The organism is Nocardiopsis oceani, assembly GCF_054777395.1.
This window is the reverse complement of sequence record NZ_BAAHAR010000037.1, coordinates 45,403-71,869: the sequence shown is the minus strand read 5'-3', so window position 1 is coordinate 71,869 and position 26,467 is coordinate 45,403. Positions and strand designations below refer to the sequence as shown.

The window sequence follows — 26,467 nt, the reverse complement described above, 5'->3', positions numbered from 1 at the left end:
AAAAAGACCGCGGGCTCCCTCGCCTCATGTTGAGCCCCAGCACCCCTTGGGCTTACCCATCTAGACCAGCGTCGGCTGGTAGCTGTACGAGGGCGACCGCGTGAGGGCGTACTCGAAGATGCCGTAGCCTGCGGTCCCCTCCCAGTCGAAGACACAGCACCGATCGGTCAGCGCCGAGTCCAGTGTCGTGGCATTGACGCTCCCGTCCAGCGGGTAGACGTCATACTCTTCATGGTCGAGCCCGCGGACCTTGCCGTGGTGACCGCCGTACCCTCCACCGGCCATGTATCCGCCCCGGGTCGGAGACTTCGCCGACACGCGGTAAGTGCGACCGGCGGCGGTAGTGACCTGAACGTCGCCGGAGACCAGGTCGTTGTCCGTTGTGAAGGTCAGGGCGTGCTGAACATCGACGACGTCATCCACCTGACCGTCCTCGTGCATGACCGCGCCCTTGAGCAGGCTCCGGCCGCCGGAACGGTCCTCCACCAGGAGGAAGCCGATGGCCCGATCCGGGAACTGAGCCTGGTACCAGGCGTGCAGCCCCTGCCCGCCGGACATGGTACGCACACCGCGGGAACGGTCCCTCCCCCCGTACCAGCCGTTGACGGAGCGACTCTCCCCGTCCAGGGTCAGGGTTCCCTCATATCTTCCGGGCTGAAAAAGGTGGTCGAAGGATGTGGTGTTGCCGTCGGTGTTCTCCACGTCCACAGTGCCGACCCAGTACGGTGCCCGGGCATGCCAGGTCAAGTCCAGTTCCAGGCCGGTGCGGTTCTGGCCGAGCACCAGCCGCCACACCTTGTTGTCCTCCACGGTTTCCCAGCGAAGAGGACCGACCGAAGCGCCGTCGGTGGCGGAGAGCTCGGTGGAGAAGCGCAGGTTGCGTTGCTCGGTGCCGGTGGAAAGCACCACGAAGCCGTCAGCCACGTCCCGGGGCGGGTAGCTGCCGGCTCCTAGGACAAGGGAGGGGGTGGTGCCGTCATCGGGGTGGAGGTTGAACATGAACCGGTCGAAGAACTTCTCCGGCATGCCCGGGGCGCTACTGGTGACCATCGCGTCATCGAAGGCGGTGCTCATGGTACTCCTTGATGGTTCTCGTTCTGCGTCGATGTCTCAGGCGGGTTCAGGCCCGCCGTCTCCCGCGCCTCGGCCAGGAAACTGTCCACCAGCCCTGGGGTCTGGTAGTAGTCGTCTTCACCGCGGCGGCGACTGTATTCGTAGAGTGCGGCCAGCTTCCAAAGGGACATGGTGATGTACCAGTCCAGTCGGCCCAGGTCCGCCCCGGTCTGCTCGGCGTAGCGTTCGGCCAGTTCGGCGCGGCTCGGATACCCCTCCTCGAGCATGGCCGTGCCCAGGTCCTCCGTAGGGGTGCGGGCGTGTCCCGGCTTCGGTACCGAGGACAGGAAATATCCCAGGTCGAGCAGGGGGTCTCCCAGGGTTGCCAGCTCCCAGTCCAGGACGGCGGCGACCCGGCCGGGGGCGTCCGGGGCGATGATCATGTTGCCGATCCGGAAGTCGTTGTGGACTACCGAGGCCCCGGACTCCGGAGGGACGTTCTGCTCCAACCAGTCGAAGACGGTCGCGAAGGCCTGCGACTGGTTGCCCTCAGCGTCCTGCACCAGTCGTGCTATGCGCTTCAGGTGCCGGGCATTGAAACCCGCCGGCCGCCCAAGGTCGTCCAAACCGGCGGCCACGTGGTCCGTGGTGTGCAGTGCTGCCAGGGTGTCCACCAGGGAGTGGGCGATACTGCGCCGCCGCTCGGGAGTCGCCAGCTCCTCGGGAGTCCGCGTGGTGACTACGTGGCCCTGGGCAAGGGTCATCACGTAGAAGGGGACGTCCAGCACCTCCCCTGCCTGGGCCGTGGCCAGCACCTCGGGAACCGGGAACCCGGCGCCGTGCAAGCCGGTCAGGAACCTCGCCTCCCTCAGCATGTCGTTGGCTCCTGGAGGCAACGGTGGCGGCGGCGGTCGGCGTACGACGACGTCCCGCTCACCATTGCTGATCAGGAAGGTCAGATTGGAATGTCCGTCCCCGATGGGCCTCGAGGCCAACGGCCCGGTCATCACACCGTGCTGGTCGAGAAAGGCAGCCAGACCCGTCAGGGTCTCCTCGGTCCAGTCCCAGACCAGTGCACTTCTCTTAGTCACAGGGATCTCCCTCAACGGCCGGTGAACTCTGGAGGGCGCTTCTCTTTGAAGGCAGCCAACGCCTCAGGCATGTCCTCGGTCCGGGTCATCAATGCCTGTCCGCGGTTCTCCAGCTCGAGGGCTGCCGCGTAAGAAGTGATCTCCTGGTTCCGCTGGATGGCCCGCTTGGACATCCGCACCCCGCCGGGGGAATTCCGGGCGATCTGTGAGGCAGTTTCCAGTGCGGCGTCAAACAGCCCCTCGGTGGGGACGACGCGGTTGACGAGACCGATCCGTTCGGCTTCTTCTGCCCGGACGATGCGGGCGGTGTAGCCGATCTCGGCGGCCCGGCCAGGCCCGATGAGCCGGGTGAGGTTGTAGGAGGTGCCCAACTCGCCGATAGACAGCCCGACCTTGACGAAGGCGGCACTGAACTTGGCGGTGGGGGCGGCCAGTCGGATATCGGCGGCCAAGGCCAGGGCCAGCCCGCCTCCGGTGGCCGGGCCGTGCACCGCGGCAATCACGGGGAACGGCAGGTGACGGATGCCCTGGATCCCGCCGGTGGCCGTTTCCTGGAACTTCAGGAACTCGCGCACGCCCATGATGGTGATCACGTCGATCTCTTCGAGGTCGAATCCGGCACAGAAGGCGCGGTCACCGGTTCCGGTGAGGATCATGGCGCGAGCACCGCTGTCCCGGACTGCGCGGGCAACCAGACCGTATTCGGTGAACATGCGAACGGTTTGGGAATTCATGCGGTCCGGACGGTTCATCCGCAGGACCAAGATTTCCCCGGGCACTTCTTCCAGAGTCAGCGTTTCCAGCTCAGGAATCTGCAGGTTCATGGTTCTCGCCTTCCATTGGGCCGGGCTGTCCGCCACTCAGGCGCCGATGTAGTTCGGGGTGCGCTTTTCCTTGAAGGCCGCCAGTGCCTCGCCCATGTCCTGGGTGCGGGTCAAAAGGGCCTGTCCGCGGTTCTCCAGTTCCAAAGCACCCGCGTAGGAGGCGGCCTCCATGTTGGCGTGCAGGGCACGTTTGGACAGCTGCACACCGGTGGGCGAGTTGCCCGTGATGGACGCGGCCAGCTCGACGGCGGCCTGCACCACCTCGGTGTCGGGGTGGACACTGGTGACCAGCCCCAGTCGCAGAGCTTCCTCGGCGCCTACCTGCCGCCCGGTGTAGGCGATCTCCGCCGCGTGGCCGGGACCGACCAGCCGAGTCAGTAACCAAGAGGCGCCGAGGTCCCCGGCGCTGAGGCCGATCTTGACGAAGGCGGCATTGAAGCGTGCGGATTCAGAGGCAAGGCGAATATCAGCGGCTAGGGCCAGGGACATTCCCCCACCGGCGGCAGGACCGTTCACGGCAGCGATGCAGGGCACGCGGATGCTCCGCAGGGCCAGCAGGGACCGCGCGGCCCGCTCCTGCTGATCAAGCATGCCCATGGCCCCGAGCTGCGGCAGTTCATCGGCGTCCCCCAGGTCATAGCCCGAACAGAAGGCCCTGCCTGCCCCGGTCATGACCAGGACTCGGATCTCGTCGTCCTGGTCGACCTCCCACGCCAGATCCTCGAACTCCCGAAACATGGTGTTGGTCATGGCGTTGTAGGAGCCCGGCCGGTTCAGAGTCATCACCACCACCCCGGTGGCGGGTTCTTCGAGGGTGAAGGTCTCGTAACTTGCCTCTGTGGTCTTCATGGTCTCTCCGTGACTGTGAGCCCGCGGAACCGCAGGTGGTCGGTGGTCTACTGGGCCGAACCAGCTGGCCGGTCCGTGACCGGCGACGGGGCGAGGTTGGCGGCAGCACTCTCCTGGTCGGCCACAGCGCCTGACTTCAGCCAGGAAGCAATCCGCCACGACGGTGTGCCCCAGCCGGCCAGGGCCTCTTCGCTGTGTTCGCCCGGCAGAGGCGGGGGGCTGGCCACGCCGACCGGTCGTACTGGCCCCCGGGAAGGGACTCCCCGTCCAGACGGAGTACGTCGAGCAGGTCGGCCAAGATCATGGCTGCGAAGGGTCCGGGGCCCATGGATCCGATCTCCAGCACCTGGAGTCCGGACAGCGGGCCGGTTGTATGCCTCTGCATGGTGCTTACCGGAACTCCGGCGTTCTCTTGGCGATGAACGCCGAAATGCCTTCGGCTGCTTCACCATGCTCGAACAGCCCTTGTTCCTGCTCGACCTCGACCCGAGCTCCCTGGTCGAACGGCAGGTCGTAGGCAGCGTTGACCGAGCGCACGCCGGCCAGCTGGGCCGGCAGCGAGGCCGCCGCGAACTCGTCCGCGAGGGCCAGGGCGGCCTCGAGGACGTCCCCGTCCGTGGACCGATCCACGATCCCCATGGCCGCGGCCTCCTCGGCTGGGACTTGGCGGGCGGTGAGGATCATGTCCAGGGCTTTTCCGCGGCCGACCAGCCGGGGTAGCCGCTGTGTGCCGCCGGCCCCCGGGATGAGACCGATGTTCACCTCAGGAAGTCCGTAGCGTGACCGGGCTCCGCCGACGCGGAACGTACAGGCCATCGCCAGTTCGAGCCCGCCGCCCAGGGCCAGCCCGTCCACCGCGGCGATGCTGATGAACGCGGACGCCTCGAGCCGGTCGTTGACGGCGCGCATCTCGTCCCCGTAGGCGGTGAAGGTCTCCGCGCTGATGGTTCCCAGGTGCTTGATGTCCGCTCCGGCGGCAAAGAACCCGTCGATGGCGGATCCGATGATCATCACCTTGATGTCCCCCGCCGCCTCTGCGGCGTCGCAGGCCGCATTCAGGCCCTCCAGGAGTGGAACACTCAGGGCGTTTGCCGGTCCGCAGTCCATAGTCACGACCATGGTGCCGGGTCGGGTCACCCGCCAGGTGACGACTTCGGTTGCCTGCGCTTCTGCCATCGGAACCTCCGAACCGGAGAAGGAAATTAATGGTCTGACCATACTAGGGCAACCTTCCCTTGGGAAGGCTTTCCGCAGCGGGGTCGAACGGAACCAGCGCTGCGGTTGAACTGCTCAGGCTCGCCGGGGGAACCGGGTGAAGTCCGGGTCCCGCTTACCCTTGAAAGCTTCTCGGCCCTCCTGGGCTTCCTCCGTCCCGTAGAAGAGGAGGTTGGCATCGTGTGCTAGCTGCTGAATCCCGGCGAAGCCGTCCTCCGCGGCGTGAAAGGAGGCCTTCATCAGGCGCAGGGCGTAGGGCGAGAGGGCGAGCATCTCGCGGCACCAGGCCAAGGTCTCCTCTTCGACGCGTTCCAAAGGGACCACGGTGTTGACCAGGCCCATCTCCAGAGCCTGGGCCGCGTCGTACTGGCGGCACAGGAACCAGATCTCCTTGGCCTTGCGTGCACCGACCAGCTCGATGAGCAGCGAGGCCCCGAAACCGCCGTCGAAGGATCCGACGCGCGGTCCGACCTGGCCGAAGCGCGCGTTGTCCGCCGCGATGGCCAGATCACAGACCAGTTGCAACACATGCCCGCCGCCGATGGCCCAGCCGGACACCATGGCCACGATCGGTTTGGGGCACCGACGCATCTGCACGTGCAGGTCCGTGACGTGGAACCGGCCGGTGGCGTTCGCGTCCGTCTTGTACCCGCTGTCACCGCGGACTCGCTGGTCCCCACCCGAGCAGAAGGCCTGTTCTCCCGCACCGGTGAGGATGATGACGCCCACGCGCTCGTTCTCCCGGGCCGTGGCGAGAGCATCCGAGACCTCGATCAGTGTCTGGGGCCGGAACGCGTTGTGGACCTCCGGACGATCGATGGTGATCTTGGCGATCCCGTCCAGCGTGCACTCGTAACGGATGTCCTCGTAGTGTCCCTGCGAGACCCACTCGGTGGTGGTCATGCTGCCCGTCCTCCCGATCGCGCGCGGCCGCTCAGGCCATCGTCAGTCCGCCGGAGACGGACAGGGTCTGGCCGGTGATGTAGCCGGCCCCCTCCGAAGCGAAGAAGGCGACGGCGGGGCCGACGTCCTCTGGGGTGCCCAGGCGCTTCATGGGGACGCCGCGGGCCATACCGGAGATCACCTTGTCCGCGTCGTCACCTGCACCGTCGGCGAACTTGCGCAGGGCCGGGGTGTCGGTCGGGCCGGGGCAGACCGCGTTGGCGGTCACGCCCTTGCGGGCGACCTCGCGGGCCAGAGTCTTGGTGAAGGCGATGACCCCGCCCTTGGCACCGGAGTAGACGGCCTCCAGCGACGAGCCGACGAGGCCGGCGTCGGAACCGATGTTGATGACACGGCCGTAGCCGCGCTCGACCATGCCCGGCACGATCGCCTTGATGGTGCGCAGGTGGCCCTTGAAGTTGAGGTCCACGATCTTGTCCCAGAACTCCTCGGTGGTGTCCAGGAACGGCATAAAGTCATCCCAGCCCGCGTTGTTGACCAGTACGTCGATAGGGCCAGCCTTCTCCTCGGCCTGCTTGACGGCCTCCTGGACGGACGTGGTGTCCGTGACGTTCATCGCCACGGCCACGGCCTTCAATCCGCGGCCGTTCAGTTCCTCCGCGGTTTCGGTGGCGACCTCCGGGTTCAGGTCTGCGATGACGACGGTGAAGCCGGCCTCGGCCAGGGACGCGGTGATCCCCTTGCCGATGCCTTGGGCCCCTCCGGTGATCAGTGCGGCGCGTTCGGTCATGGTCTTTCCCTTCGAGCGTGATGGCGGGTCGTGCGTGATGGCGGGCTGGTTCGCAACGCGTCAGGCGGCCGTGTTCCAGTCGATGGGGCCGGCCACGATCGAGTGGCTGGTCAGCTTGCGGCCGAGGATGTCCTGGGCGTGCCGGGAAGCGCCGATCACGGCCTCGAGGTCCACACCGGTCCGCACCCCCATCTCGTGGAACATGCTGATGAGGTCCTCGGTGGCGATGTTGCCTGTGGCGCCCTTCGGCACCGGGCAGCCGCCCAGCTCACCGAAGCTGGACTCGAAGGAACGGCATCCGGCCTCCAGGGCGGCATAGGCATTGGCCAGGCCCTGTCCGCGGGTGTTGTGGAAGTGGGCCGTCAGCTCCACGCCTGGGAGGCGACGGGCCGCCTCGGTGAAGAACCGGTGGACGTAGGCCGGATTCGCCATGCCCGTGGTGTCCCCGAAGCCCAGCTCGGCGGCGCCCGCGTCCGCGAACTCCTCGGCCAGGTCGAGCACCCGGCCCATGGGCACGTGGCCCTCATAGGGACAGCCGAACGAGGTGGCGATCACCGCCCCGGACTTGACCCCCTCAGCCACGATCCGGCGCCCCATCGACTTCACGTCCTGCATCGTCTCGCGCACGGTCCGGTTGATGTTGGCCTTGTTGTGCGATTCCGAGGCACTGACAAACAGCGTGCAGGCATCGAAGAGCTCCCGGCAGGTCAGAGCGTTGTCCAGGCCCTTGGAGTTCGGGATCAGCACCATTCGTTCGACCGTCTCCGGCAGGTCGATGGCGCGAAGCACCTCCCTCCCGTCGGACAGCTGGGGGATGACGTCAGGACGGACGAAGCTGGCCACCTCGATGCGGGTGAGGCCCGTCTGTCCCAACTCGTTGATGAGCCGGACCTTGTCGGCGGTGGCGATGGTCTCGGGTTCGTTCTGGAAGCCGTCGCGGGGTCCGACCTCACGGATCGTGGCCGTGCGCTCCTCCCCCGGGGTCGCGTTGGTCTGGGTCTGGTCCAGCGTCATGCGGACACCTCCCGGGTGTTGTACTGGCCATTTCTTCGGGCGCCCTGTGTGGCGGACCCACCGCCCAGGCGCTGGGTGCGGGGCAGAACGCCGGAGGCGACAGCGGCCTGGGTCAGGCCCTCGCGGTGCTCCTCGGCGGCGATGGCGATCAGCCGCCGGGCGATCTCGGCTTCCGTGGCACCCGCCAGCTCGGCGATGCCGTGCTCGGTGGCCACGATGTCCACATCGGCGCGCGCGGTGGTGACCAGACCGGCATCGAGCGCCGTCTGGATGGTCGAAGCGCCCTGGTTCGTGGAGCGCAGAGCGATGATCGAGCGTGCCCCCGTCTGAGCGGCGGCGCGGCTGAAGTCGGCCTGGCCGCCGATTGCACCTAGCCAGCGGCCCCCGGCCCGTTCCGCCCCCACTTGGCCGGACAGGTCCACGGCGAGTGCCGAGTTGATCGAGACCAGGCCGCGCAGCTGCGCGAGCACAGCCGGGTGGTGAGTGTGGCTCACCGGGCGGAAGGAGACCGGTCCGTCAGGTCCGAGGCGGTCGTACAGAGCTGTGGACCCCAGTGCCGAGCCGGTGGTGACGAGCCCTGGATCGACTTCCTTGCGGGCCCCGGTGGCCACTCCGGACTCGACGAGGTCCAGGACGGAATCCGTGATCATGCCGGAGTGAAAGCCCAGATCGCGGTGATCGGCGAGGGCTGACAGCACGGCGTCGGGAAGGGACCCCACTCCCAACTGCAGGGTGGAGCCGTCATCGATGAGCCCGGCCACGTGCCCGGCGATCGCCCGGTCCACGCGGTCGGGGGCACGGAACACCATCTCGGCGAGCGGCCGGTCCACCTCGACGGTGGCGGCGAAAGCGTCCAATGGCAGCGTGGGCGCGTCACGGGTGATCGGCATGGCGTGGTTGATCTCGGCTACCAGAGTCCGGGTGTGTGCCCAGGCGTCAGCCATATAGTCGACGGCGACGCCCAGGCTGACCCGTCCGTCCGGACCCGGCGCGGAGACCTGGACGAGCCCGATGTCGGTCGGCAACAGGCCTCGGGCGAACAGACGCGGTAGGGCCGAATAGTGCGCGGGGATGACTTCGAGCCTGCCCGCGGCGGCAGGCCAGCGCAGCTGCCCGAGCGCCCCGTAGGAGAGGAGCTCAAGCGAATCCGGCAGGGGACGGCCGAGGCGGGGATTCAGGCTCAATCCGCTGAAAGCCCTCGCCGCGGGGGCCGCGGTCTGCCTATTCTTCTGGGCTTCTGAGACGTCCAGCAACGTGTCGACCAGGCTGACCGGCTCGCCGGCCCCCTGCCCCCACCACACGTCGGCCTGTTGGCCGAGCAGGGATCTCATCCTGTGGACGTCCACGCACTCCTCCTTCGTTGTCGCGCATTGCGTCCTCAGACGCGCTGGACCAGCGTGGCGGTGCCGAGACCACCGCCGCAGCACATGGTGACCAGGCCGATCTCCACGTCGCGGCGTTCCATTTCGGCCAAGAGTGTGCCGAACAGCCGAGACCCGGTAGCGCCTACCGGGTGGCCGAGGGCGATGGCCCCGCCGTTGACGTTCACCCGGTCCATGTCCGGACCCAGCTCTTGCTCCCAAGCCAGCACCACGGAGCTGAAAGCCTCGTTGACCTCGATCAGGTCGATGTCGTCGATCGTCATGCCGTTGCGCTTGAGCAGCTTCTGGGTGGCCGGGATCGGCCCGGTGAGCATGATGACCGGGTCCACGCCGATCGTCGTCTGGTCCAAGATGCGGGCCCTGCGGGTCAGGCCGTGGCGTTCGACCGCGCTGTCTGAGGCGATGACCACCCCTGCCGCACCGTCGCAGATCGGCGAGGAGGACCCGGCGGTGATCCGCCCGTCCTTCCTGAAGACCGCCTTGAGGCCGGCCAGGGTGTCCCGTGAGGTTCCCGAACGGATGGCCTGGTCACTGGCGTGCAGCTCTCCGTGCGTCTCCCAGGGGATCATCTCCCGGTCGAACCTGCCGTGGGCGACCGCCTCCGCGGCCCGGGACTGTGACCGGACGGCGTAGTCGTCCATCTGCTCACGGGTGATACCCCAGCGGTCCGCGATGAGCTCTGCGCTCTCTCCCTGGGGGACGAACTCGTACAGGGACCGCAACTCCTCCGGCCAGGGATCCCCGTAGAGCTTGGAGATCTCCTGCGGGGCGTTCATGGGCACCTGCCCCATGTGCTCCACACCGCCGGCGATGACCACGTCATGGGTGCCCGAAGAGATCAGCCCGGCCCCCATCTCCACCGCGGTCTGGGCCGATCCGCACCGGCGGTCCAGGACGGTCGCCGGGACCTCCGGCGGGTAGCCGACCTGCAGCCAGGCATTGCGGGCGATGTTCCGGGACTGCTCGCCGAACGGCGCGGTACAGCCGATGACCAGGTCCTCGACATCGTCAGGCGCCAGAGCGGTGGAACCAAGGAGCGCCGTGTAGACCCGGCCGAGCAGCTCGTTGGGATGCACGTCCCTGAACCAGCCCTTTTCGGGGTGGGCCTTGCCCATGGGGGTACGCAGGGCCTCGACGATCCAGGCGTCGCGTCCGTTCTCGATGAACGGGTTCGTGAACTGGCGTGTGGACTTCGCCATGGCTCAGACCACCGTCCCACCATCGACCGGCAGTACCTGACCGGTGATGTAGCTCGCGGCATCGGAGGCGAAGAAGACGAAGCTCGGGGCTATCTCCTCAGGCTCGGCCCAACGGCCCATGGCGATCCGCGACAGCTGCTTGGCCGCCAGCTTCTCGTTGGTGCGGACGGTCTCCGTCATGGCCGTGGCCGCCAGGGGGGCGAGCGCGTTGACGGTGACCTGCCGCCGGGCCAGCTCCCTGGCAAGCGACTTGGTGAGGCCGATGACACCGGCCTTGGCGGACCCGTAGTTCACCTGGCCGATCGTGCCGGTGAGCCCGGCAGCGGAGGTGACGTTGAGGATCCGCCCGGTTCCGTTGTCGGGAAGGTACTGCTCGGCCGCCTGGCTGACGGTGAAGGAACCGCCCAGGTGAATGCCGACGATGCGTTGGAACTGCTCAGCGGTCATCTTCGGGAACATGGAGGGGGCGATGGCACCGGCGTTGTTCACGACGATGTTCAGGGTCCCGTCGTTCAGTGCGGCCGCCTTGCGCGCCGTCTCGGCCGCCCGGCCTTCGTCGCGGACATCCAGGACGGCGTGATCCGACTGACCGCCGTCAGCCGCGATGCCTTCGGCCACGGACCGGGCCGCGGCCTCGTCGATGTCCGTCACCAGTACGGCGGCGTTGGCAGCGGCGAAAGCTCGGGCTACGGCCGCACCGATCCCTGAGCCGGCCCCCGTTACCAGTGCGGACCTGCCAGCCAGTGAGAAGGCCGCGGGGTAGTCCCGTCGCACGGCGGGTGTGGTGTCTGCAGTCATCTCAGTAGCTCCTCGGCAGGCCCAGTACGTGTGAGCCCAGGTAGTTCAGGACCATCTCCTGGCTGATGGGGGCGATGCGTGTCAACCGGGCTTCACGGAAGAACCGGGCCACCGGATACTCCTCGGAGTAGCCCATGCCCCCGTGGGTCTGCAGAGCGCGGTCGGCTGCGTCGAAGCCGGCGTCGGCGCACAGGTACTTGGCCATGTTCGCCTCCTTGCCGCACGGCCTGCCGTTGTCGTAGAGCCAGGTGGCCTTGCGCAACATGAGTTCGGCGGCCTCCAGGCGGGCCAAGGAGTCAGCCAGAGGGAACTGGATACCCTGGTTCTTTCCGATCGGCCGCTCGAAGACCACCCGGTCGTTGCCGTACTGCGTGGCGGCCTTCAGCGCCGCGTAACCGATCCCGAGTGCCTCGGCGGCTACGAGCATTCGTTCGGGGTTGAGGCCGTCGAGCAGGTAGGTGAACCCCTTGCCCTCCTCGCCGATCCGGTGCTCCTCCGGGACCCGGAGGTCGTCGATGAACAGCTCGTTCGAGGTGACGGCGTTGCGGCCCATCTTCTTAATGGGGCGGATGTCCACGTGATCACCGTCGATGTCCGTGAAGAACAGGGTCATGCCGTCCGTCTTCTTCTCCACATCCTCAGGTCGGCTGGTGCGGGTCAGGAGCAGCATCTTCTCGGACTCCACAGCCTTGGAGATCCAGACCTTGCGGCCATTGACCACGTAGTCGTTGCCGTCCCTGCGAGCGAAGGTGCTGATCCGGGTGGTGTCCAGACCAGCTCCGGGCTCGGTGACGCCGAAGCACACGTGCAGGTCCCCGTTGGCAATCCGCGGCAGGTGCTTCCGCCGCATCTCCTCGTTGCCGTGCACCACCACGGGGTGCATGCCGAAGATGGACAGGTGCATGGCGCTGGCTCCGTTCATGCCAGCCCCGGACGCGGCCACCTCTTGAAGGAGTATGGATGCCTCAGTGATGCCCATCCCGTGGCCGCCGAACTCCTCGGGGATGGTCATGCCCAGCCAGCCGCCGGAGGCGAAGGCGTCATAGAACTCCGTGGGGAATTCCTTCGCCAAGTCCTTGTCCATCCAGTACTGGGCATCGAAGCGGGAGGCGAGTCCGGACACCGCGTCCTTGATCGCCTGCTGGTCTTCTGTCACCTCGAAGTCCATGAGTGGCCTCCTAGCCCGGGGTGCCTCTTGGCGCGGGGGTACGGTCGTATCACCCAACTCATGAACCATAGCAAAGGTCAGACCGAATAACTATCGCGACCCCGGTGATAGTGTCACGACACGAGAACTATTCGCTTCTTGCCATCAGGCTGTTGGACTGTCCATTCCGCAAGACCGGCCAGTACCGACACGACGGCCAACGCCCCTCGATTCAGAGGACGCTCCCGCCGCCATTCCGGAGGATCCATGAGTACACAGACCGACGGTGACCGGGACGGCGCAGCGCCTGACGCCGAGACGACAGGTCCCGACACTCCCCGCGCAACCCTCTCCCCCCTGCGGGTACCGAAAGCCTCAGATGTCCTGGCGGGCGATCTACGCGAACGCATCCTCCGGGGCGAGTTCCCCGAGGGGAGCTCACTGCCCCCGGAGCGCGAGCTGGTGGCCCAGACCTCCATGAGCCGGACGACGGTCCGGGAGAGTCTGCGCATCCTGGAGGTCCAGGGGCTGGTCACCATCCGGACCGGCCGTTCAGGCGGGGCCTTCGTGCGCCGCCCGGACAGCGACTCGATGGCCGATTCCGTGGAGCTACTCATCCGAGGACGCCAGATCCGCCTGGACGACCTCCTGGAGACACGCGAGGCCATCGAACCCCAGTGCGCCGGTCTCGCCGCCAGGCACCGCACCGATGAGGACCTCGACCGGCTGGAGGAGCTGAACACGAGGATCGAGGACGCCAAGGGTCCCTCCTTGGCAGAGTTCCTGCAGGCCAACGTCGACTGGCACGTGGCCGTCGCCGAGGCCAGCCACAACGAACTGCTTTCCGGCATGATGCGCGCCCTGTCCCAGGCCATCTACGAGGGAACTGACAACCAGGGGTTCGTCGACGACGAGGTCCGGGCCACCACGGTCAAGGCGCACCGTTCCATCACCCGGGGCATCCGCGCCAAGGACTACGACGCGGCGGTCCGCCGCATGTCCCGGCACGTCCACTCCTACGCCGAGGCGATCCTCGAGGTCGAGGAACGGACGGGCATCAATGTTCGGCGCTGAGGCATCGAATACGAACCGAGCGACACAACGCAGAGGCGCCGGGCGGTCACTGTGAGATGACTGCCCGGCGCCTCTGCGTGGGCTTACCCTCGACGGGCCGGATCCCCGTCAGACCGGCATGGACTCGTTGGGCCCTCCGGCCTCCCTGAGCTTCTTGGCGATGTCGGCCCGCAGCAAGTTCTTCTGGACCTTGCCGGTGGGCGTGGTGGGAACGTCCTCGACGACCTCGAGGCGCTCCGGAACCTTCTGAATGGCCAGGCCGTGACCCGTGAGATAATCCTTGATCTGCTCCAGGGTCAGGGGGTCGCGGCCGGAGGCCGGAACCAGGTAACAACAGGCCCGCTCCCCCATGGCCTCGTCCTCCATGGCGACCACCGCAACCATGTCCACCGCCTCGTGGGCCGATAGCAGGTCCTCCACCTGGCGCACAGAGATATTCATGCCTCCGCGGATAATGATGTCCTTGAGCCGGCCGGTCACCCGAACATAGCCGTCCTCATCCAAGACACCCAGGTCACCTGACTTCGAATAGCCCTCGGTCGTGAACGACTCCGCCGTCTGCTCCGGCTGACCCACGTACTCCAGCATGCACATGCCGCCGCGGTAGCCGATCTCCCCCTCCACGCCCGGAGGCAGGACCTCGTCCTTTGAACCGAGAATGACCACCTCCTGGCCGCGCAACGGCTTTCCGTCCGACGCCAGGGAGCGCTCCGGGTCGTCATCCAGCGTGCACATGGTCATGGTGGTGTTCTCGGTCCGGCCGTAGAGGCTCAACACGGACAGGTTCGGCAGCATCCGCCGGGCCTTCTCAACCAGCGATGCCGGGATGGGTGCGCCTGCCAGGGTCCAGAACCGCATGGAGGAGGCATCGTGGCGCTCGGGATCATAGACGCTCAGCAGGTTCTGCAGAAAGGTCGAGGCGTTGATGGTGCCGGTGCAGCCGTGCTCCTTGATCTGTTCCAGGGCCTTCTCCGGGTCCCACCGCTCCATCACGTGCGTCGCCGCCCCGTGGATCAGGGGCAGGATGATGCTCGTGACGAGCCCGGTGGTGTGAGTGACCGGACTAGGGCCGAGTTGCACATCTTGCTCGCCGTAGCGGTAGTTCCCCCCTTGGATCCTGGCCGACGCGGCCAGCGTGTTGAAGGTATGCAGGCATCCCTTGGCCTTGGACGTGGTACCCGAAGAGAACACGATGGCGAAAGGGTCGTTCGGGCCGGAACCCTCCGGCAGATCGCCAGCGTCCCCTTCGACCGTGATCCCGTCCACTAGGTCCTCGAGGGTCCGGGTTCCTTCGGGGCCGGTTCCCCGCACCGTGATGACGTGCTCGAGACTCGGGGCGGTGTCCTGGAACGCCCGAAACATCCCGGCATGATCGAAGCCGCGGTACGCGGTCACCGTGAAGGCGACCTTGGCGCCAGCGGTCTCGATGATGTGCCCCACTTCGTCCTCGCGGTAAATGGGCTGGATGGGGACGATGACGGCGCCCAAGCGGTTGACGGCCATCGTCAGCGGGGCGAACTCCGCCCAGCTGGGCATCTGGATGGCGACAGTGTCTTCCCGGGACACCCCGAGCCTTGCCAGGCCAACAGCAATCCTCAGGGCCTCGTCACGTACCTGCCGATAGGTGTACTGGCTGGTGTCGTCCGTAATGAAGACCTTGTCGCCACGCTGGACCGCCTGCTTCTCCAGTTCGCCGAACATGGAGAGCTCGCCCCAGACCCCCTCCGCGTGGAAGCGGTCGATCTGCTCCGGGGGATAGCGGTCATGGACTGTCGCGAGAGCCATCATTCCTACTTCCGAGCCGCTCTGGGCCCCAACTCGACCTTGCCGCCGACCACGGCTGTGACGCGGCTCACCAGCATGTTACTTAGGTCAGACCATTAGCACAATATGTAGAATTGGGGCTTACTTCAGACCTGCCCGGCAGTTCAGCGGCTCTGCCACCGCGGTTCGCGCTTCTCCTTCAGCGCCGCGACCCCTTCGCGGACGTCCTCCGTGGCGAAGGCCAGCGCCAGCTGGGACCGCAGGTAACCCAGCGCATCGTCGAAGGGCATGTCCCTAGTGGCATCCAGCGCGTCCTTTCCCATCCGAAGCAGCAGCGGGGATCGTGTGGCCAGTCGGCCGGTGAGCCGGGAGAGCTCCTCCTCGAAACTCTCCCGGGGTGCCACGCGGTTGACGATGTCCATGCGCTGGGCCTCTTCAGCGGTGATAAGTTCACCGGTCATCATCAGCTCGTTGGCCTTGGACCGCGGGACACTGCGGTAGATCAGCGCCGAGATCATGAACGGGAAGACCCCCACGTTGATCTCCGGGCAACCGAAGCGCACTCCCTCCCGCGCCACGATGAAGTCGCAGCCGAGGGCGAGGCCGAAGGCACCGGCAAGCACGTCGCCTTCCGCCGCACAGACGATGGGCTTTCCGAGCCCTCCCAAGGCCCGGTAGAGCCGCGGGAAACGATCGAGCCCGGCGTACTTCTCAATGACGGGGCGGTCGTCCGTGAAATCCTTGAGGTTGCCCCCGGAGGAGAAGACCTTCCGGTCCGCGGAGCGCAGCACCACCACGCGCACCGACTCGTCCAGCCGGGCAGCCTCCAACTCGGCCAGCAATTGATCCAGGGTGTCGTCCCCCAGGGCGTTCCGGGTGGACGGGTCGTCGAGGGTGAGTGTCAGGACGGATCCGTCGCGACCGTGGCGAATGGTTCTGTTCGAGGTCATGGCATGTCTTTCGTTGTTCTCGGACGCCGCACTGGTGGGGAGGTATTCAGCCGTGGTCGAGAACGACTTTGCCGAACCCCCCGCCGGATTCCAGGTAACGGTGGGCATCGGCGGCCTGCCCCAAGGGGAAGACCCGGTCGATGACGGGCGGGCGAACCGAAGCGGCCCTGACCAGTTGGAGTAGCCCGCCGAAGTCCCGAGGGCTTCCCATGGTGGTTCCAAGCAGGTCGTACTGACCGAAGTAGAAGGAGCGCGTGGCCAGGGGCGCAGTGTCTCGGGCATTGGCCCCGAGGACCACGCAGCGGCCACCGGGCCGGAGGGCTCCGATGGATTCGTCGACCCGGCCGACGGGGTCGAGCACGAGATCAAAGCCCTCACCGCCGTTGGCTGAGCGCCGGGCCTCCTCGACCCAACCCGGAGCCGAATGGTCGATGCCGGCGGTCGCCCCCAAGCCGCGGGCTCTGGCGATCTTGTCCGGCGACCCGGAAGTGACGGTGACCTTGGCGCCCGCGGCGGCGGCGAGCGCAACGGCCATAGTGGCCACCCCGCCACTGGCGCCGATCACCAGCAAGGACTCTCCTGCGGCCAGGCGGCCGCGGGTGAACAAGGCACGGTAGGCGGTGACACCGACCAAGGGAAACGCAGCGGACTCCACGGCGGTCCACCCGGACGGCCGCGGAAAGACGGAACCGGCGGGAACGGATACCAGCTCTGCGTAGGTCCCGTTCCGATGGTCCCCGAGGATCTCAAAGCCCGGCGCGGGCGCGGATTCCTTCTCGCCCCAGAACAGGGACGGCAGGATGAGGACGTCCTCTCCGGTCTCGGCCACCACGCCCGCCCCGTCCGCCCCCGGAATGATGGGCAAAGGCGAACCGTACAAGCCCTGGCGCATCAGGGTGTCATGCCAGTTCAACGCACTGGCCTGCAATCGCACCGTGACCCAACCCTCGCGGGGTTCGGGGTCGGCCACCGAGCTCGGGACCAGGACCCCGGGTCCACCGAACGCGTTCATCTGAATGGCCTGCATACCGCCTCTTTCGGTCTCATCATCACCATCCTGCGGCGCGCTCGCAGCCCCGAACCCTCGGCCCAGAACCCGTCCGACCGACCCCGACGGCCTGCCCTGTCGAACCTGAGCGGCACCAGACATACCTTGAATATAATGGACTGACCATTATAGAGTATCGCTCATTAGCTGTTACTTGCACTCTGGAGGCTTCGTGACGGTCCGCCCACCGGCATCCGAAGCGGCATACGAGGACTCGCCCTGGCGGAACTACGCGGAGACGGCCCTGGCCGCCGGGGCAGGAGTCCGCCGTGCCGGTCCGCGAGAGCCGCAAGACCCCCGGTGCGTCACCGGATGTGCAGAGCGTTGACCGGGCACGCGCGGCGTCGACGGCCACAAGCCCACCCGGCTCTTCTTGACCGATGCGGATGCCCCCCGGTTCTGAGCCCCGTTGACAAGTCCGTTGGTAGTGCGGCTGTCTCCAACGTGCTGACCTCGTCCACCTCGGCCGGGCACATGCACGTCGGCGCAGGCGTGCCTGGCCAGCAGCAAGGCGAGGCTGACCGGGATGGTTCGGACCGCGGCCGCGGAAAGCGGAGAACAGTGGAGGGGGCGTCTCCGCGAACCTGGTCCTGTCCGGAACCACCGCCAACAACCGCTGGAGAAAGATCATGAACGCTTACCAATCGGCCTTCCGACCGGACCTCTTCGCCGGTCAGACCGTGATGGTCACCGGGGGCGGCAGCGGCATCGGACGGTGCACTGCCCATGAGCTGACCTCATTGGGTGCCCACGTGGCGCTCATAGGGCGCAAGCAGGAGAAGCTGGACACCGTCGCTGACGAGATCCGGAAGGACGGCGGCTCAGTCTCCACGTACTCCGGAGATATCCGCGACGAGGACCGCGTGGTGGAGATCGTTGATGCGGTCCTGTCTGAGCACGGCCGCATCAACGGTCTGGTCAACAACGCCGGAGGCCAGTACCGAGGCGCACTCAAGTCGATCAAGACCAAGGGTTTCGAAGCGGTCATGCGGACCAACGTGGTCGGCGGATTCATCGTCATGCGCGAGGTCTTCAACCGGACGATGGAGCAACACGGAGGCTCCATGGTCAACCTGATCGCCGACATGTGGATGGGCTGGCCCATGTACGGGCACTCGGGCGCTGCCCGGTCAGCCATGTGGAACCTCACCGAGACGGCCGCTGCCGAGTGGGGCGACGCGGGCGTCCGAGTGAATGCCGTGGCCCCGGGGTCGATCGCCTCCTCCGGGCTGGATACCTATGACCCTGAGGACGACGGTTACATGCAGCGCGATCTGCGCGGCGAGATCCCCCTCCAGCGTTGGGGGACCGAGTCCGAAGTCTCTGCCGCGATCACCTACCTGTTGTCCCCCGCTTCCGGCTTCACCTCCGGCTCCGTGATCCGGGTCGACGGCGGCGCCCCGAACGGTGCGCGGACCTGGGTCGTTCCGGAACCGGCCCGGAACGTCCAGCCGTTCCAGGCCTTCCACCGTTCCGTGGCACCCAGGATCCTCGGCGAGGATTAGTACCGCCGGTTCGGGCGCCTCCGGCCCGAAGCCCTGCCCCGAGCCAGGCCGATCCGGGGGCGCTTACGGACCAGTTCTCCCAGCCGATGTGTTCCCCGCCAGCGACGCCTCGGGGTACATCACCGGTGACGGCAGTCGATGTTCCCGTGGGCGGGCGGACCCTCCATCAGTGCACCTATTGTGAACGATCGTTACCAGGGATAGGCTCGCGCTGTGGATAAGGAACGGACCATACTCCAGGTTGCGGCCACTGCCTTTGCCGAGAAGGGTTTCCATGGTGTCAGTGTGGACGAGCTCGGCAAGCGCGCCGGCCTCAGCGGGCCTGCCCTGTACCGATCGTTCTCTGGTAAGGACGAAATCCTGGCGACCCTGTTGAACGAAGCCATGGATGAGCTGATGAGCGCCACCATCCCCGTACACGATGACCCCTACCAGGACCTGGACCGCGCCTTGCGGCACCATGTCCGCTTCTCCATCACCCACATCCCCATGGTCGGTCTCTACCAGCGGGAAGTCCGTTCGCTCACCAAACCGTGGAAACGTCCCTTCGACCGGCGGCAGCGACAGTACATCGAACGGTGGGAAAGCCTGGTCAGGCGGCGCTACCCCCACTTGCCCGACGAAAGAACCTCGCAGGCCGTGCAGTCCACCCTCGGCGCTGTCTTCTCCATGACATCCTGGCCCCGCCGGACCCTGGGCGGGCGCGACGTGGAGGAAAACCTGTTGTCCTTCCTCCACGCAGGCCTCAGCGACCTGGGCCTCTCCCGTCCCGCAACATCTGCACCCGCGTCGACCACCTGAACCGACCATCAGCGACCAGGGTGGCGATCACCGGACTGAACAGGGCCACATCCGCTCCGTCATGGTGTTCCGTCGACCGGGGTTGGCCAGGGTGCCGGTGGCCACCGGACCCTCCATGGTGACGGTGACGTTCCCGCCCGACCGCACCGGCTCGCTGTCCGGCGGCGTCGGCGCGCTCACGACCGGCCCTTCCCCCGGCCCCCCGTGGCAGCTTGGCGCACGATGCCTGCGTCGACCAGCCCTGCGATCTGTACTTCGTCCAGGCCCAGTCCTCCCAGCACGGCGCGGGTGTCCTCGCCCAGCGCGGGCGGCGCCTTGCGTAGCGGGGTGGCCTCGCCGTCGATGTTGAGCGGGCCGCGCAGCAGGGGCAGGTCCGAGCCGTCGGAGCGCTGGACGCGCTGGACCATGTCCAGGGCCTGGACCTGTGGGTCAGCGAAGACCTGCTCGTACGTGTAGATCGGACCGGTGGGAACCCCGGCCTCTCGGAGGGCCTCGACCCATTCCATCCCGGGTTTGGCGGCCAGCCTCACTTCGATCTGCTCGGTCAGGGCGTCCCGGTTCACTGACCGTTCCCGCCCCGTGGCGAACCGCGGATCGTCGGTGAGTTCCGGGGCACCGATCACCTCGCAGAACACCCTCCAGTGGGCCTGGCTTCCTACGGCGATGATGGCGGGGATGTCCGCGGTGCGGAAGACCCCGTAGGGCGCCAGGACGGGGTGGTTGTTGCCCTGCGGCGAGGGGACGGCCCCGGTGCTGAGGTAGTTCTGGCCTTGGAAGGCGGAGATCGCCAGGCCGGCTTCGAGCAGGGATGTGGCCACCTGTCTGCCCTGACCGTCCTGGCGGTCGCGTCCGGCCAGGGAGGCACAGATCCCGACGGCGGTGAACAGACCCGCGTAGATGTCCATCACCGGGAGGCCGACCCGCGTGGGGTGGTCGGCGTCCGGTCCGGTCACGGACATGAGGCCGGACATTGCCTGGGCCACCTGGTCCAGGCCGGCGGACTGGGCCAGCGGCCCGACAGTCCCGAAGCCGGAGACCGAGGCGATCACCAGCCCGGGGTTGGCCTCGCGCAGCTGTTCGGGGTCCAGGCCCATGGTGGACAGCACACCGGGACGGAAGTTCTCCACAAGGACATCGGCCGAGGTGGCAAGGCCCCAGAGAAGCCGACGCCCCTCCTTCGAGTAGAAGTCCACCGCGATGGACTGCTTGTTGCGGTTGGTCGAATCGAAGTACAGGGAGTGGTCGCCCTCGAAGGGGGGCCACGTGCGGGTGGAGTCGCCGCCCTTGGCGGACTCGACCTTGACGATGGCCGCCCCGAGGTCTCCGAGCAGGGCGGTGCAGTACGGTCCCGCCAGCGCCCGGGACAGGTCCATGACGGTGATCCCGTCCAGGGGCAGCGCGGCGGAGTTCTCGGTGGGATGCGGGGCCATGGTCAACCCCGCAGCTTCACGTTGATCTGCTTGATCTGGGTGAAGCCCTCCAGCATGCCCTCGAGGGAGGCCTCGCGGCCCATCCCGGACTGCTTGTAGCCGCCGTAGGACTGGCCGACAACCTGTCCCCCGCCCTGATTCACCTGGACCCAACCGGACTCGATCCGGTGGGCGGTGTTCAGTGCGTCGTCCAGGTCATGAGTCCAGACGTAGGCGGCCAGGCCGTAGTGGGAGTCGTTGGCCATCTTCACCACCTCGTCCACGTCCTTCCACTTGATGGCCACGAGGACCGGGCCGAAGATCTCCTCCTGGGCCAGCCGGAAGTCGTTGCGGGCCCCGCCGAAGATGGTGGGCGTGTGGTAGAAGCCCTCGGTCAGAGGTCCCTCGGCGGGCTTCTTGCCACCCAGCACAGTGGTCAGGTCCGGGTGGTCACGGCCGTCCGTCAGGTAGCCGCTGATCTGGTCGAACTGGCTCTGGTTGATGACCGATCCCATGTCCGTGGCATCGTCGAGCGGGTCTCCGACCGTGAGGGCCCCGAGCCGGGCGGACAGTCCCTCGAGCACCTCGTCGTAGATGTCCTCGTGCAGGAACAGTCGGGAGCCAGCCGTGCAGGACTGTCCCTGGCGGGTGAAACGGGACGACAGCAGCAGGCCGTCCAGGATGCCCTCGTCCTCCACCGCGTCCGGAAACACGATGGACGGGTTCTTCCCGCCGAGTTCGAGGGACAGGTGGGCCAGGCGCTCGGAGGCCTGTGCGGCCACGCCACGGCCCACCTCGGTGGAACCGGTGAAGGAGACCTTGTCCACGCCCGGGTGCGCGGACAGGGCGTCACCGATGACCGATCCGCGCCCGGTCAAGGAATTCACGGCACCGGGCGGCACGTGGCGCTGGCAGACTTGGGCCAAGTACTGGACGGTCAACGGAGCGTCGTCGGCCGCCTTGAGGATGACCGTGTTGCCGGCGGCCAAGGCGGCCGGGACCTTGAACGCCGCGATCATCAGCGGGGAGTTCCACGGCAGGATGCAGGCGACCACGCCGAGCGGTTCCCGGCGACTGTACTGCAACTGCTGGTCACCGGCGGGCAGGGTGACTCCCTTGGACTCCCCTGCGACCCCGGCGAAGTAGCGGAACAGTGAGACGAGCGTGCTGACCTCGGGCCGGGCCTGCGTCCGCAGGGCGTTGCCCGTGTCCAGGGCAGTCAGCCGGGCGAACTTCTCGGCCTCGGCCTCGATGTCGTCCGCGATGGCCAACAGCGCCTTCGCGCGCCCGGTGAAGTGCAGGCTCCGCCATTCGGGGAAGGCCTGGCGCGCGGCCGCCACCGCCCGGTCCACATCATCCGGACCGGCTGCCGGGACGCGCCCGATCACACCGCCCCGACACGACGGGTTGCGCACGTCGCGCCATGCGCCGGTGCTCGCCTCCACTGCGCGGCCATCGATCCACAGCAGCTGCTCGATGCCGTCCAGGATGTCGCTGGCACGGGAGTCCAGGATGATCTCGGTCATGGGTCCCTCTTCCGGGTTTCTTGGCGATTCGGGTGAGGTCGATGCGGACAGTGGCGGGCTCAACGGTGACGGAACGTCGCGGCGCGGCGCTCAGTGAAGGCGGCCATGCCCTCGGTCTGGTCCTCGGTGGCGAAGCAGGCGTGGTTCAGTCGGCGTTCGAGCGTCACGCCTTCGGCGAGGGTGGACTCGTAGGCGGCATTCACCGCCTCCTTGGCGAGCATCGCGACCGGCTTGGACATAGCGGCGGCGGTCTCCGCGAGGGCGGCAGCCTCGGTGAGCAGGTCGGCCACCGGCACCACGCGTGCGACCAGGCCGGAGTGCTCGGCCTCCTCGGCGCCCATGACGCGTCCGGTCAGGACCATCTCCATGGCCTTGGACTTGCCGATGGCCCGGGTCAGGCGCTGAGATCCGCCCATCCCGGGGATGACACCGAGCTTGATCTCGGGCTGGCCGAACTTCGCGTTGTCCGCGGCGACGATGACGTCCGCCATCATCGCCAGCTCGCAGCCGCCGCCGAGGGCGTGCCCGGCCACGGCCGCAATCACCGGTGTCCGCACGGTCGTGAACCGTTCCCAGATACCGAACAGGTCAGTGGTGTAGGCCTCCGTGAAGCTGAGTGAGGCCATCTCCTTGATGTCCGCGCCGGCAGCGAAGGCCTTCTCGGAACCTGTCAGGACGATCGCCCCGATGCCCGGGTCATGGTCGAAGCGGGTGGCGGCGTCGATGAGCTCGTGGCTGAGCTGGTTGTTCAGGGCGTTGAGGGCCTTCGGCCGGTTCAGGGTGATGGTCGCGACCCGGCCCTCGGTGCTGGTCAGGATGGTCTCGTAGCCAGCGGCCATGGTGGTCCTCACTTCTCGGTGGGTCCGGTGGAGGCACCGGAGTGCTCGCGGATCAGCTCGATGATGCTGGAGAAGTCCTTCGTGCCTGCATCGCCTTCGGCGTAGCCCGCGTAGATCTGTTCGGCCAGCAGTCCCATCCGGCTCTGAGTGCCGGTGGACTCGATGGCGTGCCGGGCCAGGCCGAGATCCTTGGCCATCAGCGCCGTTGCGAATCCGGGCTGGTAATCCCGGTTGGCCGGTGAAGTCGGAACCGGACCGGGCACCGGACAGTTGGTGGTCAGCGCCCAGCACTGTCCGGTGGCGTTGGAGGCGACGTCGAAGAGCGACTCGTTGCTCAGGCCCAGCTTCTCGCCGAGGACGAAGGCCTCCGAGACGGCGATCATGGAGGCGCCGAGGATCATGTTGTTGCAGGCCTTGGCCGCTTGTCCGGCGCCGGTTCCGCCGCAGTGCACCGCGCGCTTTCCGACCACCTCCAGGATCGGCAGGGCCTCGGCGTAGTCCTCGGTCGAGCCGCCAACCATCATGGCCAGCCTCCCGGCCTCAGCCCCCACGGTGCCGCCGGAGACTGGAGCGTCCAGGCTGCGGTGACCGGCCGCGGTCGTGATCTCGTGCACGGCGTGCGCGTCCTCGACCGCGATGGTGGAGCAGTCGATGAACAGGGTGTTGGGCGCGGCGACAGCCAACAGGCCCTCGACGGGCTCGCGGCCGTCGGAGCCATCGCTGCCCTGGTAGGCGCCGAGCACGTGGCGGCCGGCCGGCAGCATACTGATGACCAGCTGGGACCGCCGGACGGCGTCCGGAGCCGACTCGGCGATCCGCACCCCGGTGGCCCGGGCCTTGTCCTGTGTCTCCGGAGCGAGATCGAATCCGGTCACCCGGTAGCCGGCCCGGACGAGGTTGGCGGCCATCGGGCCGCCCATGTTGCCCAGTCCGATAAAGGCGATGTCCGGCAGAGGGCCGCCGGTTCCAGCCGTGTTCTCGGTCATGAGGCGGTCTCCTTGGTCTCTGAGAGGTGCTGTGAGAGCTCGAGGCCGTCACTGAGCGGTGCGAACAGCGCAGTGACGTCGGCGTCCGAGACGCCTTCGAGGGTGGCCGGGTCCCACTGCGGGTTCCGGTCCTTGTCCACCAGCTGGGCTCGGATGCCCTCGGGCATGTCGTGGCCGCGCAGCAGGTGGTAGGCCAGCCGGTAGTCGCGCTCGAGGACCTGCTGGACCGTGTCCGTCTCCCGAGTCCGGCGGAGTAGTTCCAGGGTCACCTTGACCGACGTCGGGGACTTGGCTTGGATCTGGGAGGCCGCCTTGGCCGCCGCCGGATCCCCGTCCGCTTGCAAGGCGGCGATGATCTCCTCGGCGGTGCCCCGTCCATAGCAGGATTCGATCCACTGGCGGTGCTCCTCCAGAGGCGCGCCGGGCGGATCGGTTGCCGAGGCTGCGATCGCTTCCGGTGCATCGGTGACCTCGAGGGCACGGGCCAGACCGTCGAGTGCGTTGGAGGGGACGAAGTGGTCGGCGAAGCCGAGGGCAACGGCGTCCGCCCCGGTGACGTGGCCCGAGGTCAGGGCCATGTGGGTCCCGAAGGCACCGGCCCGGCGGAGCAGGCGTGCTCCGCCGACGTCGGGGAAGAACCCGATGCCGGTCTCCGGCATACCTACACGGGTGCGCTCTGTAACCACGCGGTTCGAGCCGTGGGCGGAGATACCCACTCCGCCGCCCAGGACGATGCCGTCCATGAAGGCGACGTAGGGCTTGGGGTAGTCGGCGATCAGCGCGTTCATCGCGTACTCGGCCGCGAAGAAGGCCTCACCGGCCTCCGGGCGGCCGTCGACGGCAGCACGGTAAAGGGAGACGATGTCGCCGCCGGCGCACAGCCCCTTCTCGCCGGTACCGGTCACCAGGACGGTCCGGACCCCGCTGTCCTCGCGCCAGTCCGCCAGGGTAGCGCGGACGGTGTCCACCATGCCGTGCGTCAGCGTGTTCAGGGCCTTCGGGCGGTTCAGGATGAGGTGGCCGAGCCGACCGGCCCGCCGGACTATCACCTCGGGTTCAGAAGGCCCGACTGGCTTGGCTTCCGTACTCATGGATTCCTTTCAGGCGTCGTGACTGGTTCGACCGGTCCCGCGGCCGTGGCAGTGTCAGCCTTCGACCAGCATCCGGCCGACGATCAGCCGCATGATCTCGTTGGATCCCTCGAGGATCTGGTGGACCCGCAGGTCGCGGGCGATCTTCTCCACCCCGTACTCGTGCAGGTAGCCGTAGCCGCCGTGGAGCTGGAGGGAGGTGTTCGCGGCCTCGAATCCAGCGTCGGTGGCCACCCGCTTTGCCATGGCGCACAGCCGCACCGTGTCCGGGTCATTGCGGTCCAGGGCGTCGCCAGCCCGCATCAGGAAGGTGCGGGCCGACTCCAGCTCCGTGGCCATGTCCGCGAGGTTGAAGACGAGGGACTGCTTGCTGGTCAAGGGCTCGCCGAACGCCGTGCGTTCTTTCAGGTACGCCGTCGCCTTCTCCAGGGCCGCCTGGCCGCCGCCGATGGAACAGGCGCCGATGTTGATCCGGCCGCCGTTGAGTCCCTTCATGGCGATGTGGAAGCCGTCGCCCTCCTCCCCGAGCCGGTTGGCTACGGGGACTCGGGCGTCCTCGAAGATCACTGGGCGCGTGGGCTGGGTGTTCCATCCCAGCTTCTTCTCGTTCGGGCCGAAGGAGAGTCCGGGGGTGTCCGACGGGACCACGAGCGTGGAGATGCCCTTGGAGCTGGTGTCCGCGGTCCGGCACATCACCACGTAGTGCTCAGACGAGCCCGCCCCGGAGATGAACTGCTTGACCCCGTTGAGGACGTAGTGGTCACCGTCCCGGACCGCGCGGGTACTCAGGGCCGCTGCGTCCGACCCGGCTTCGGGCTCGGTGAGGCAGTAGCTGCCCAGGTGTTCCATACTCGCCAGCTGCGGGATCCACTGGGTGCGCTGCTCATCGGACCCGAAGGCGTCGATCATCCACACGACCATGTTGTGGATGGAGATGTAGGCGGCAAGCGCCGGGTCGGCCTTGGCCAGTTCCTCGAAGATGAGGACAGCGTCCTTGCGCTCCAGTCCGGCCCCGCCGTATTTCTCAGTGGCGTAGATGCCGCCCAACCCGAGTTTTCCCGCCTCGGCGAGGACGTCCACGGGGAAGTGCTTCTCTGCGTCCCAATGCAGGGCGTAGGGGGCGATCCGCTCGGCGGCGAAGCTGCGAACGGCCTCCACGAGGGCCCGCTGTTCCTCGGTGACGTGGTACATGACTGCGGTCCTTCCTCC

At 67.3% G+C, this 26,467-nt stretch carries 25 protein-coding genes; 3 read left to right on the top strand and 22 right to left on the bottom strand.

The features are described 5' to 3' along the window. Nucleotides 1-60: 60 nt before the first annotated feature. The 12 genes from ACYVDG_RS22060 to ACYVDG_RS22005 all read right to left on the bottom strand — a co-directional run bounded on the left by ACYVDG_RS22060 (nucleotide 61) and on the right by ACYVDG_RS22005 (nucleotide 12,286). Nucleotides 61-1,074, bottom strand: a complete 1,014-nt coding sequence (locus ACYVDG_RS22060) for a hypothetical protein (RefSeq protein WP_460756850.1) — start codon at nucleotides 1,072-1,074, stop codon at nucleotides 61-63. Continuing rightward, nucleotides 1,071-2,144, bottom strand: coding sequence for a phosphotransferase family protein (locus ACYVDG_RS22055; protein ID WP_460756845.1), 1,074 nt, complete (start codon nucleotides 2,142-2,144; stop codon nucleotides 1,071-1,073). Before ACYVDG_RS22055 ends, ACYVDG_RS22060 begins: the two co-directional genes overlap by 4 nt. 11 nt (nucleotides 2,145-2,155) lie before the next feature. Beyond that, complete coding sequence (locus ACYVDG_RS22050) at nucleotides 2,156-2,968, bottom strand: enoyl-CoA hydratase/isomerase family protein (RefSeq protein ID WP_460756841.1); 813 nt, start codon at nucleotides 2,966-2,968, stop codon at nucleotides 2,156-2,158. Between the two features lie 36 nt (nucleotides 2,969-3,004). After that, complete coding sequence (locus tag ACYVDG_RS22045; RefSeq protein WP_460756834.1) at nucleotides 3,005-3,817, bottom strand: enoyl-CoA hydratase/isomerase family protein; 813 nt, start codon at nucleotides 3,815-3,817, stop codon at nucleotides 3,005-3,007. Nucleotides 3,818-4,207: 390 nt separating this feature from the next. Beyond that, on the bottom strand, nucleotides 4,208-4,993 hold the full coding sequence (locus ACYVDG_RS22040; protein ID WP_460756829.1) for an enoyl-CoA hydratase/isomerase family protein: 786 nt from the start codon (nucleotides 4,991-4,993) through the stop codon (nucleotides 4,208-4,210). A 114-nt stretch (nucleotides 4,994-5,107) separates the two neighbouring features. Further along, complete coding sequence (gene menB / locus ACYVDG_RS22035) at nucleotides 5,108-5,935, bottom strand: 1,4-dihydroxy-2-naphthoyl-CoA synthase (RefSeq protein ID WP_460756823.1); 828 nt, start codon at nucleotides 5,933-5,935, stop codon at nucleotides 5,108-5,110. 31 nt (nucleotides 5,936-5,966) lie between these two features. Continuing rightward, the gene (locus ACYVDG_RS22030) at nucleotides 5,967-6,725 is read right to left on the bottom strand and encodes an SDR family NAD(P)-dependent oxidoreductase (RefSeq protein WP_460756818.1); all 759 of its coding nucleotides are present in this window, start codon (nucleotides 6,723-6,725) and stop codon (nucleotides 5,967-5,969) included. A gap of 60 nt (nucleotides 6,726-6,785) precedes the next feature. After that, nucleotides 6,786-7,739, bottom strand: a complete 954-nt coding sequence (locus ACYVDG_RS22025; protein ID WP_460756813.1) for a hydroxymethylglutaryl-CoA lyase — start codon at nucleotides 7,737-7,739, stop codon at nucleotides 6,786-6,788. After that, a complete protein-coding gene (locus tag ACYVDG_RS22020; protein WP_460756810.1) occupies nucleotides 7,736-9,085 on the bottom strand; it encodes an acetyl-CoA hydrolase/transferase family protein in 1,350 nt (449 codons plus the stop codon). The genes ACYVDG_RS22025 and ACYVDG_RS22020 overlap by 4 nt, the downstream gene beginning before the upstream one ends. A gap of 32 nt (nucleotides 9,086-9,117) precedes the next feature. Continuing rightward, on the bottom strand, nucleotides 9,118-10,320 hold the full coding sequence (locus ACYVDG_RS22015) for a thiolase family protein (RefSeq protein WP_460756806.1): 1,203 nt from the start codon (nucleotides 10,318-10,320) through the stop codon (nucleotides 9,118-9,120). A 3-nt stretch (nucleotides 10,321-10,323) separates the two neighbouring features. After that, nucleotides 10,324-11,118: an SDR family NAD(P)-dependent oxidoreductase gene (locus ACYVDG_RS22010; RefSeq protein WP_460756799.1), complete on the bottom strand. Its 795-nt coding sequence runs from the start codon at nucleotides 11,116-11,118 to the stop codon at nucleotides 10,324-10,326. 1 nt (nucleotide 11,119) lies between these two features. Continuing rightward, on the bottom strand, nucleotides 11,120-12,286 hold the full coding sequence (locus tag ACYVDG_RS22005; protein WP_460756795.1) for an acyl-CoA dehydrogenase family protein: 1,167 nt from the start codon (nucleotides 12,284-12,286) through the stop codon (nucleotides 11,120-11,122). A gap of 246 nt (nucleotides 12,287-12,532) precedes the next feature. On the opposite strand from ACYVDG_RS22005, the gene ACYVDG_RS22000 reads away from it, so the two are divergent. Then, entirely contained in the window at nucleotides 12,533-13,339 is an 807-nt protein-coding gene (locus ACYVDG_RS22000; protein WP_460756791.1) for a FadR/GntR family transcriptional regulator, read from the top strand. A 108-nt stretch (nucleotides 13,340-13,447) separates the two neighbouring features. On the opposite strand, the gene ACYVDG_RS21995 is transcribed toward ACYVDG_RS22000, so the two are convergent. From ACYVDG_RS21995 to ACYVDG_RS21985, 3 genes are all read right to left on the bottom strand, one after another. Further along, nucleotides 13,448-15,124 carry an AMP-binding protein gene (locus ACYVDG_RS21995; protein WP_460756788.1) on the bottom strand — a complete coding sequence of 559 codons (1,677 nt, stop codon included), beginning with the start codon at nucleotides 15,122-15,124 and terminating at the stop codon, nucleotides 13,448-13,450. 143 nt (nucleotides 15,125-15,267) lie between these two features. Beyond that, nucleotides 15,268-16,053 carry an enoyl-CoA hydratase/isomerase family protein gene (locus ACYVDG_RS21990; RefSeq protein WP_460756784.1) on the bottom strand — a complete coding sequence of 262 codons (786 nt, stop codon included), beginning with the start codon at nucleotides 16,051-16,053 and terminating at the stop codon, nucleotides 15,268-15,270. Between the two features lie 46 nt (nucleotides 16,054-16,099). Continuing rightward, entirely contained in the window at nucleotides 16,100-17,080 is a 981-nt protein-coding gene (locus ACYVDG_RS21985; protein WP_460756779.1) for a quinone oxidoreductase family protein, read from the bottom strand. 650 nt (nucleotides 17,081-17,730) lie between these two features. Here ACYVDG_RS21985 and ACYVDG_RS21980 point away from each other — a divergent pair. Then, nucleotides 17,731-18,606 carry an SDR family oxidoreductase gene (locus ACYVDG_RS21980; RefSeq protein ID WP_460756774.1) on the top strand — a complete coding sequence of 292 codons (876 nt, stop codon included), beginning with the start codon at nucleotides 17,731-17,733 and terminating at the stop codon, nucleotides 18,604-18,606. 213 nt (nucleotides 18,607-18,819) lie between these two features. Then, on the top strand, nucleotides 18,820-19,407 hold the full coding sequence (locus ACYVDG_RS21975) for a TetR/AcrR family transcriptional regulator (protein WP_460756771.1): 588 nt from the start codon (nucleotides 18,820-18,822) through the stop codon (nucleotides 19,405-19,407). A gap of 27 nt (nucleotides 19,408-19,434) precedes the next feature. Here the strand turns inward: ACYVDG_RS21975 and ACYVDG_RS21970 are convergent, their stop codons facing one another. Genes ACYVDG_RS21970 through ACYVDG_RS21940 form a run of 7 tightly spaced genes read right to left on the bottom strand, consistent with a single transcriptional unit; the run spans nucleotide 19,435 to nucleotide 26,449 of the window. Beyond that, entirely contained in the window at nucleotides 19,435-19,587 is a 153-nt protein-coding gene (locus tag ACYVDG_RS21970) for a hypothetical protein (protein ID WP_460756767.1), read from the bottom strand. Beyond that, entirely contained in the window at nucleotides 19,584-20,837 is a 1,254-nt protein-coding gene (locus ACYVDG_RS21965; protein WP_460756763.1) for a CaiB/BaiF CoA transferase family protein, read from the bottom strand. Before ACYVDG_RS21965 ends, ACYVDG_RS21970 begins: the two co-directional genes overlap by 4 nt. 2 nt (nucleotides 20,838-20,839) lie before the next feature. After that, the gene (locus tag ACYVDG_RS21960; protein WP_460756758.1) at nucleotides 20,840-22,342 is read right to left on the bottom strand and encodes an aldehyde dehydrogenase family protein; all 1,503 of its coding nucleotides are present in this window, start codon (nucleotides 22,340-22,342) and stop codon (nucleotides 20,840-20,842) included. Nucleotides 22,343-22,401: 59 nt separating this feature from the next. Beyond that, entirely contained in the window at nucleotides 22,402-23,181 is a 780-nt protein-coding gene (locus tag ACYVDG_RS21955) for an enoyl-CoA hydratase (protein WP_460756754.1), read from the bottom strand. Between the two features lie 8 nt (nucleotides 23,182-23,189). Further along, complete coding sequence (gene mmsB, locus ACYVDG_RS21950) at nucleotides 23,190-24,167, bottom strand: 3-hydroxyisobutyrate dehydrogenase (RefSeq protein WP_460756749.1); 978 nt, start codon at nucleotides 24,165-24,167, stop codon at nucleotides 23,190-23,192. Further along, a complete protein-coding gene (locus ACYVDG_RS21945) occupies nucleotides 24,164-25,258 on the bottom strand; it encodes an enoyl-CoA hydratase/isomerase family protein (RefSeq protein ID WP_460756745.1) in 1,095 nt (364 codons plus the stop codon). Before ACYVDG_RS21945 ends, mmsB begins: the two co-directional genes overlap by 4 nt. A gap of 54 nt (nucleotides 25,259-25,312) precedes the next feature. Beyond that, nucleotides 25,313-26,449, bottom strand: coding sequence for an acyl-CoA dehydrogenase family protein (locus ACYVDG_RS21940; RefSeq protein WP_460756742.1), 1,137 nt, complete (start codon nucleotides 26,447-26,449; stop codon nucleotides 25,313-25,315). Nucleotides 26,450-26,467 lie beyond the last annotated feature (18 nt).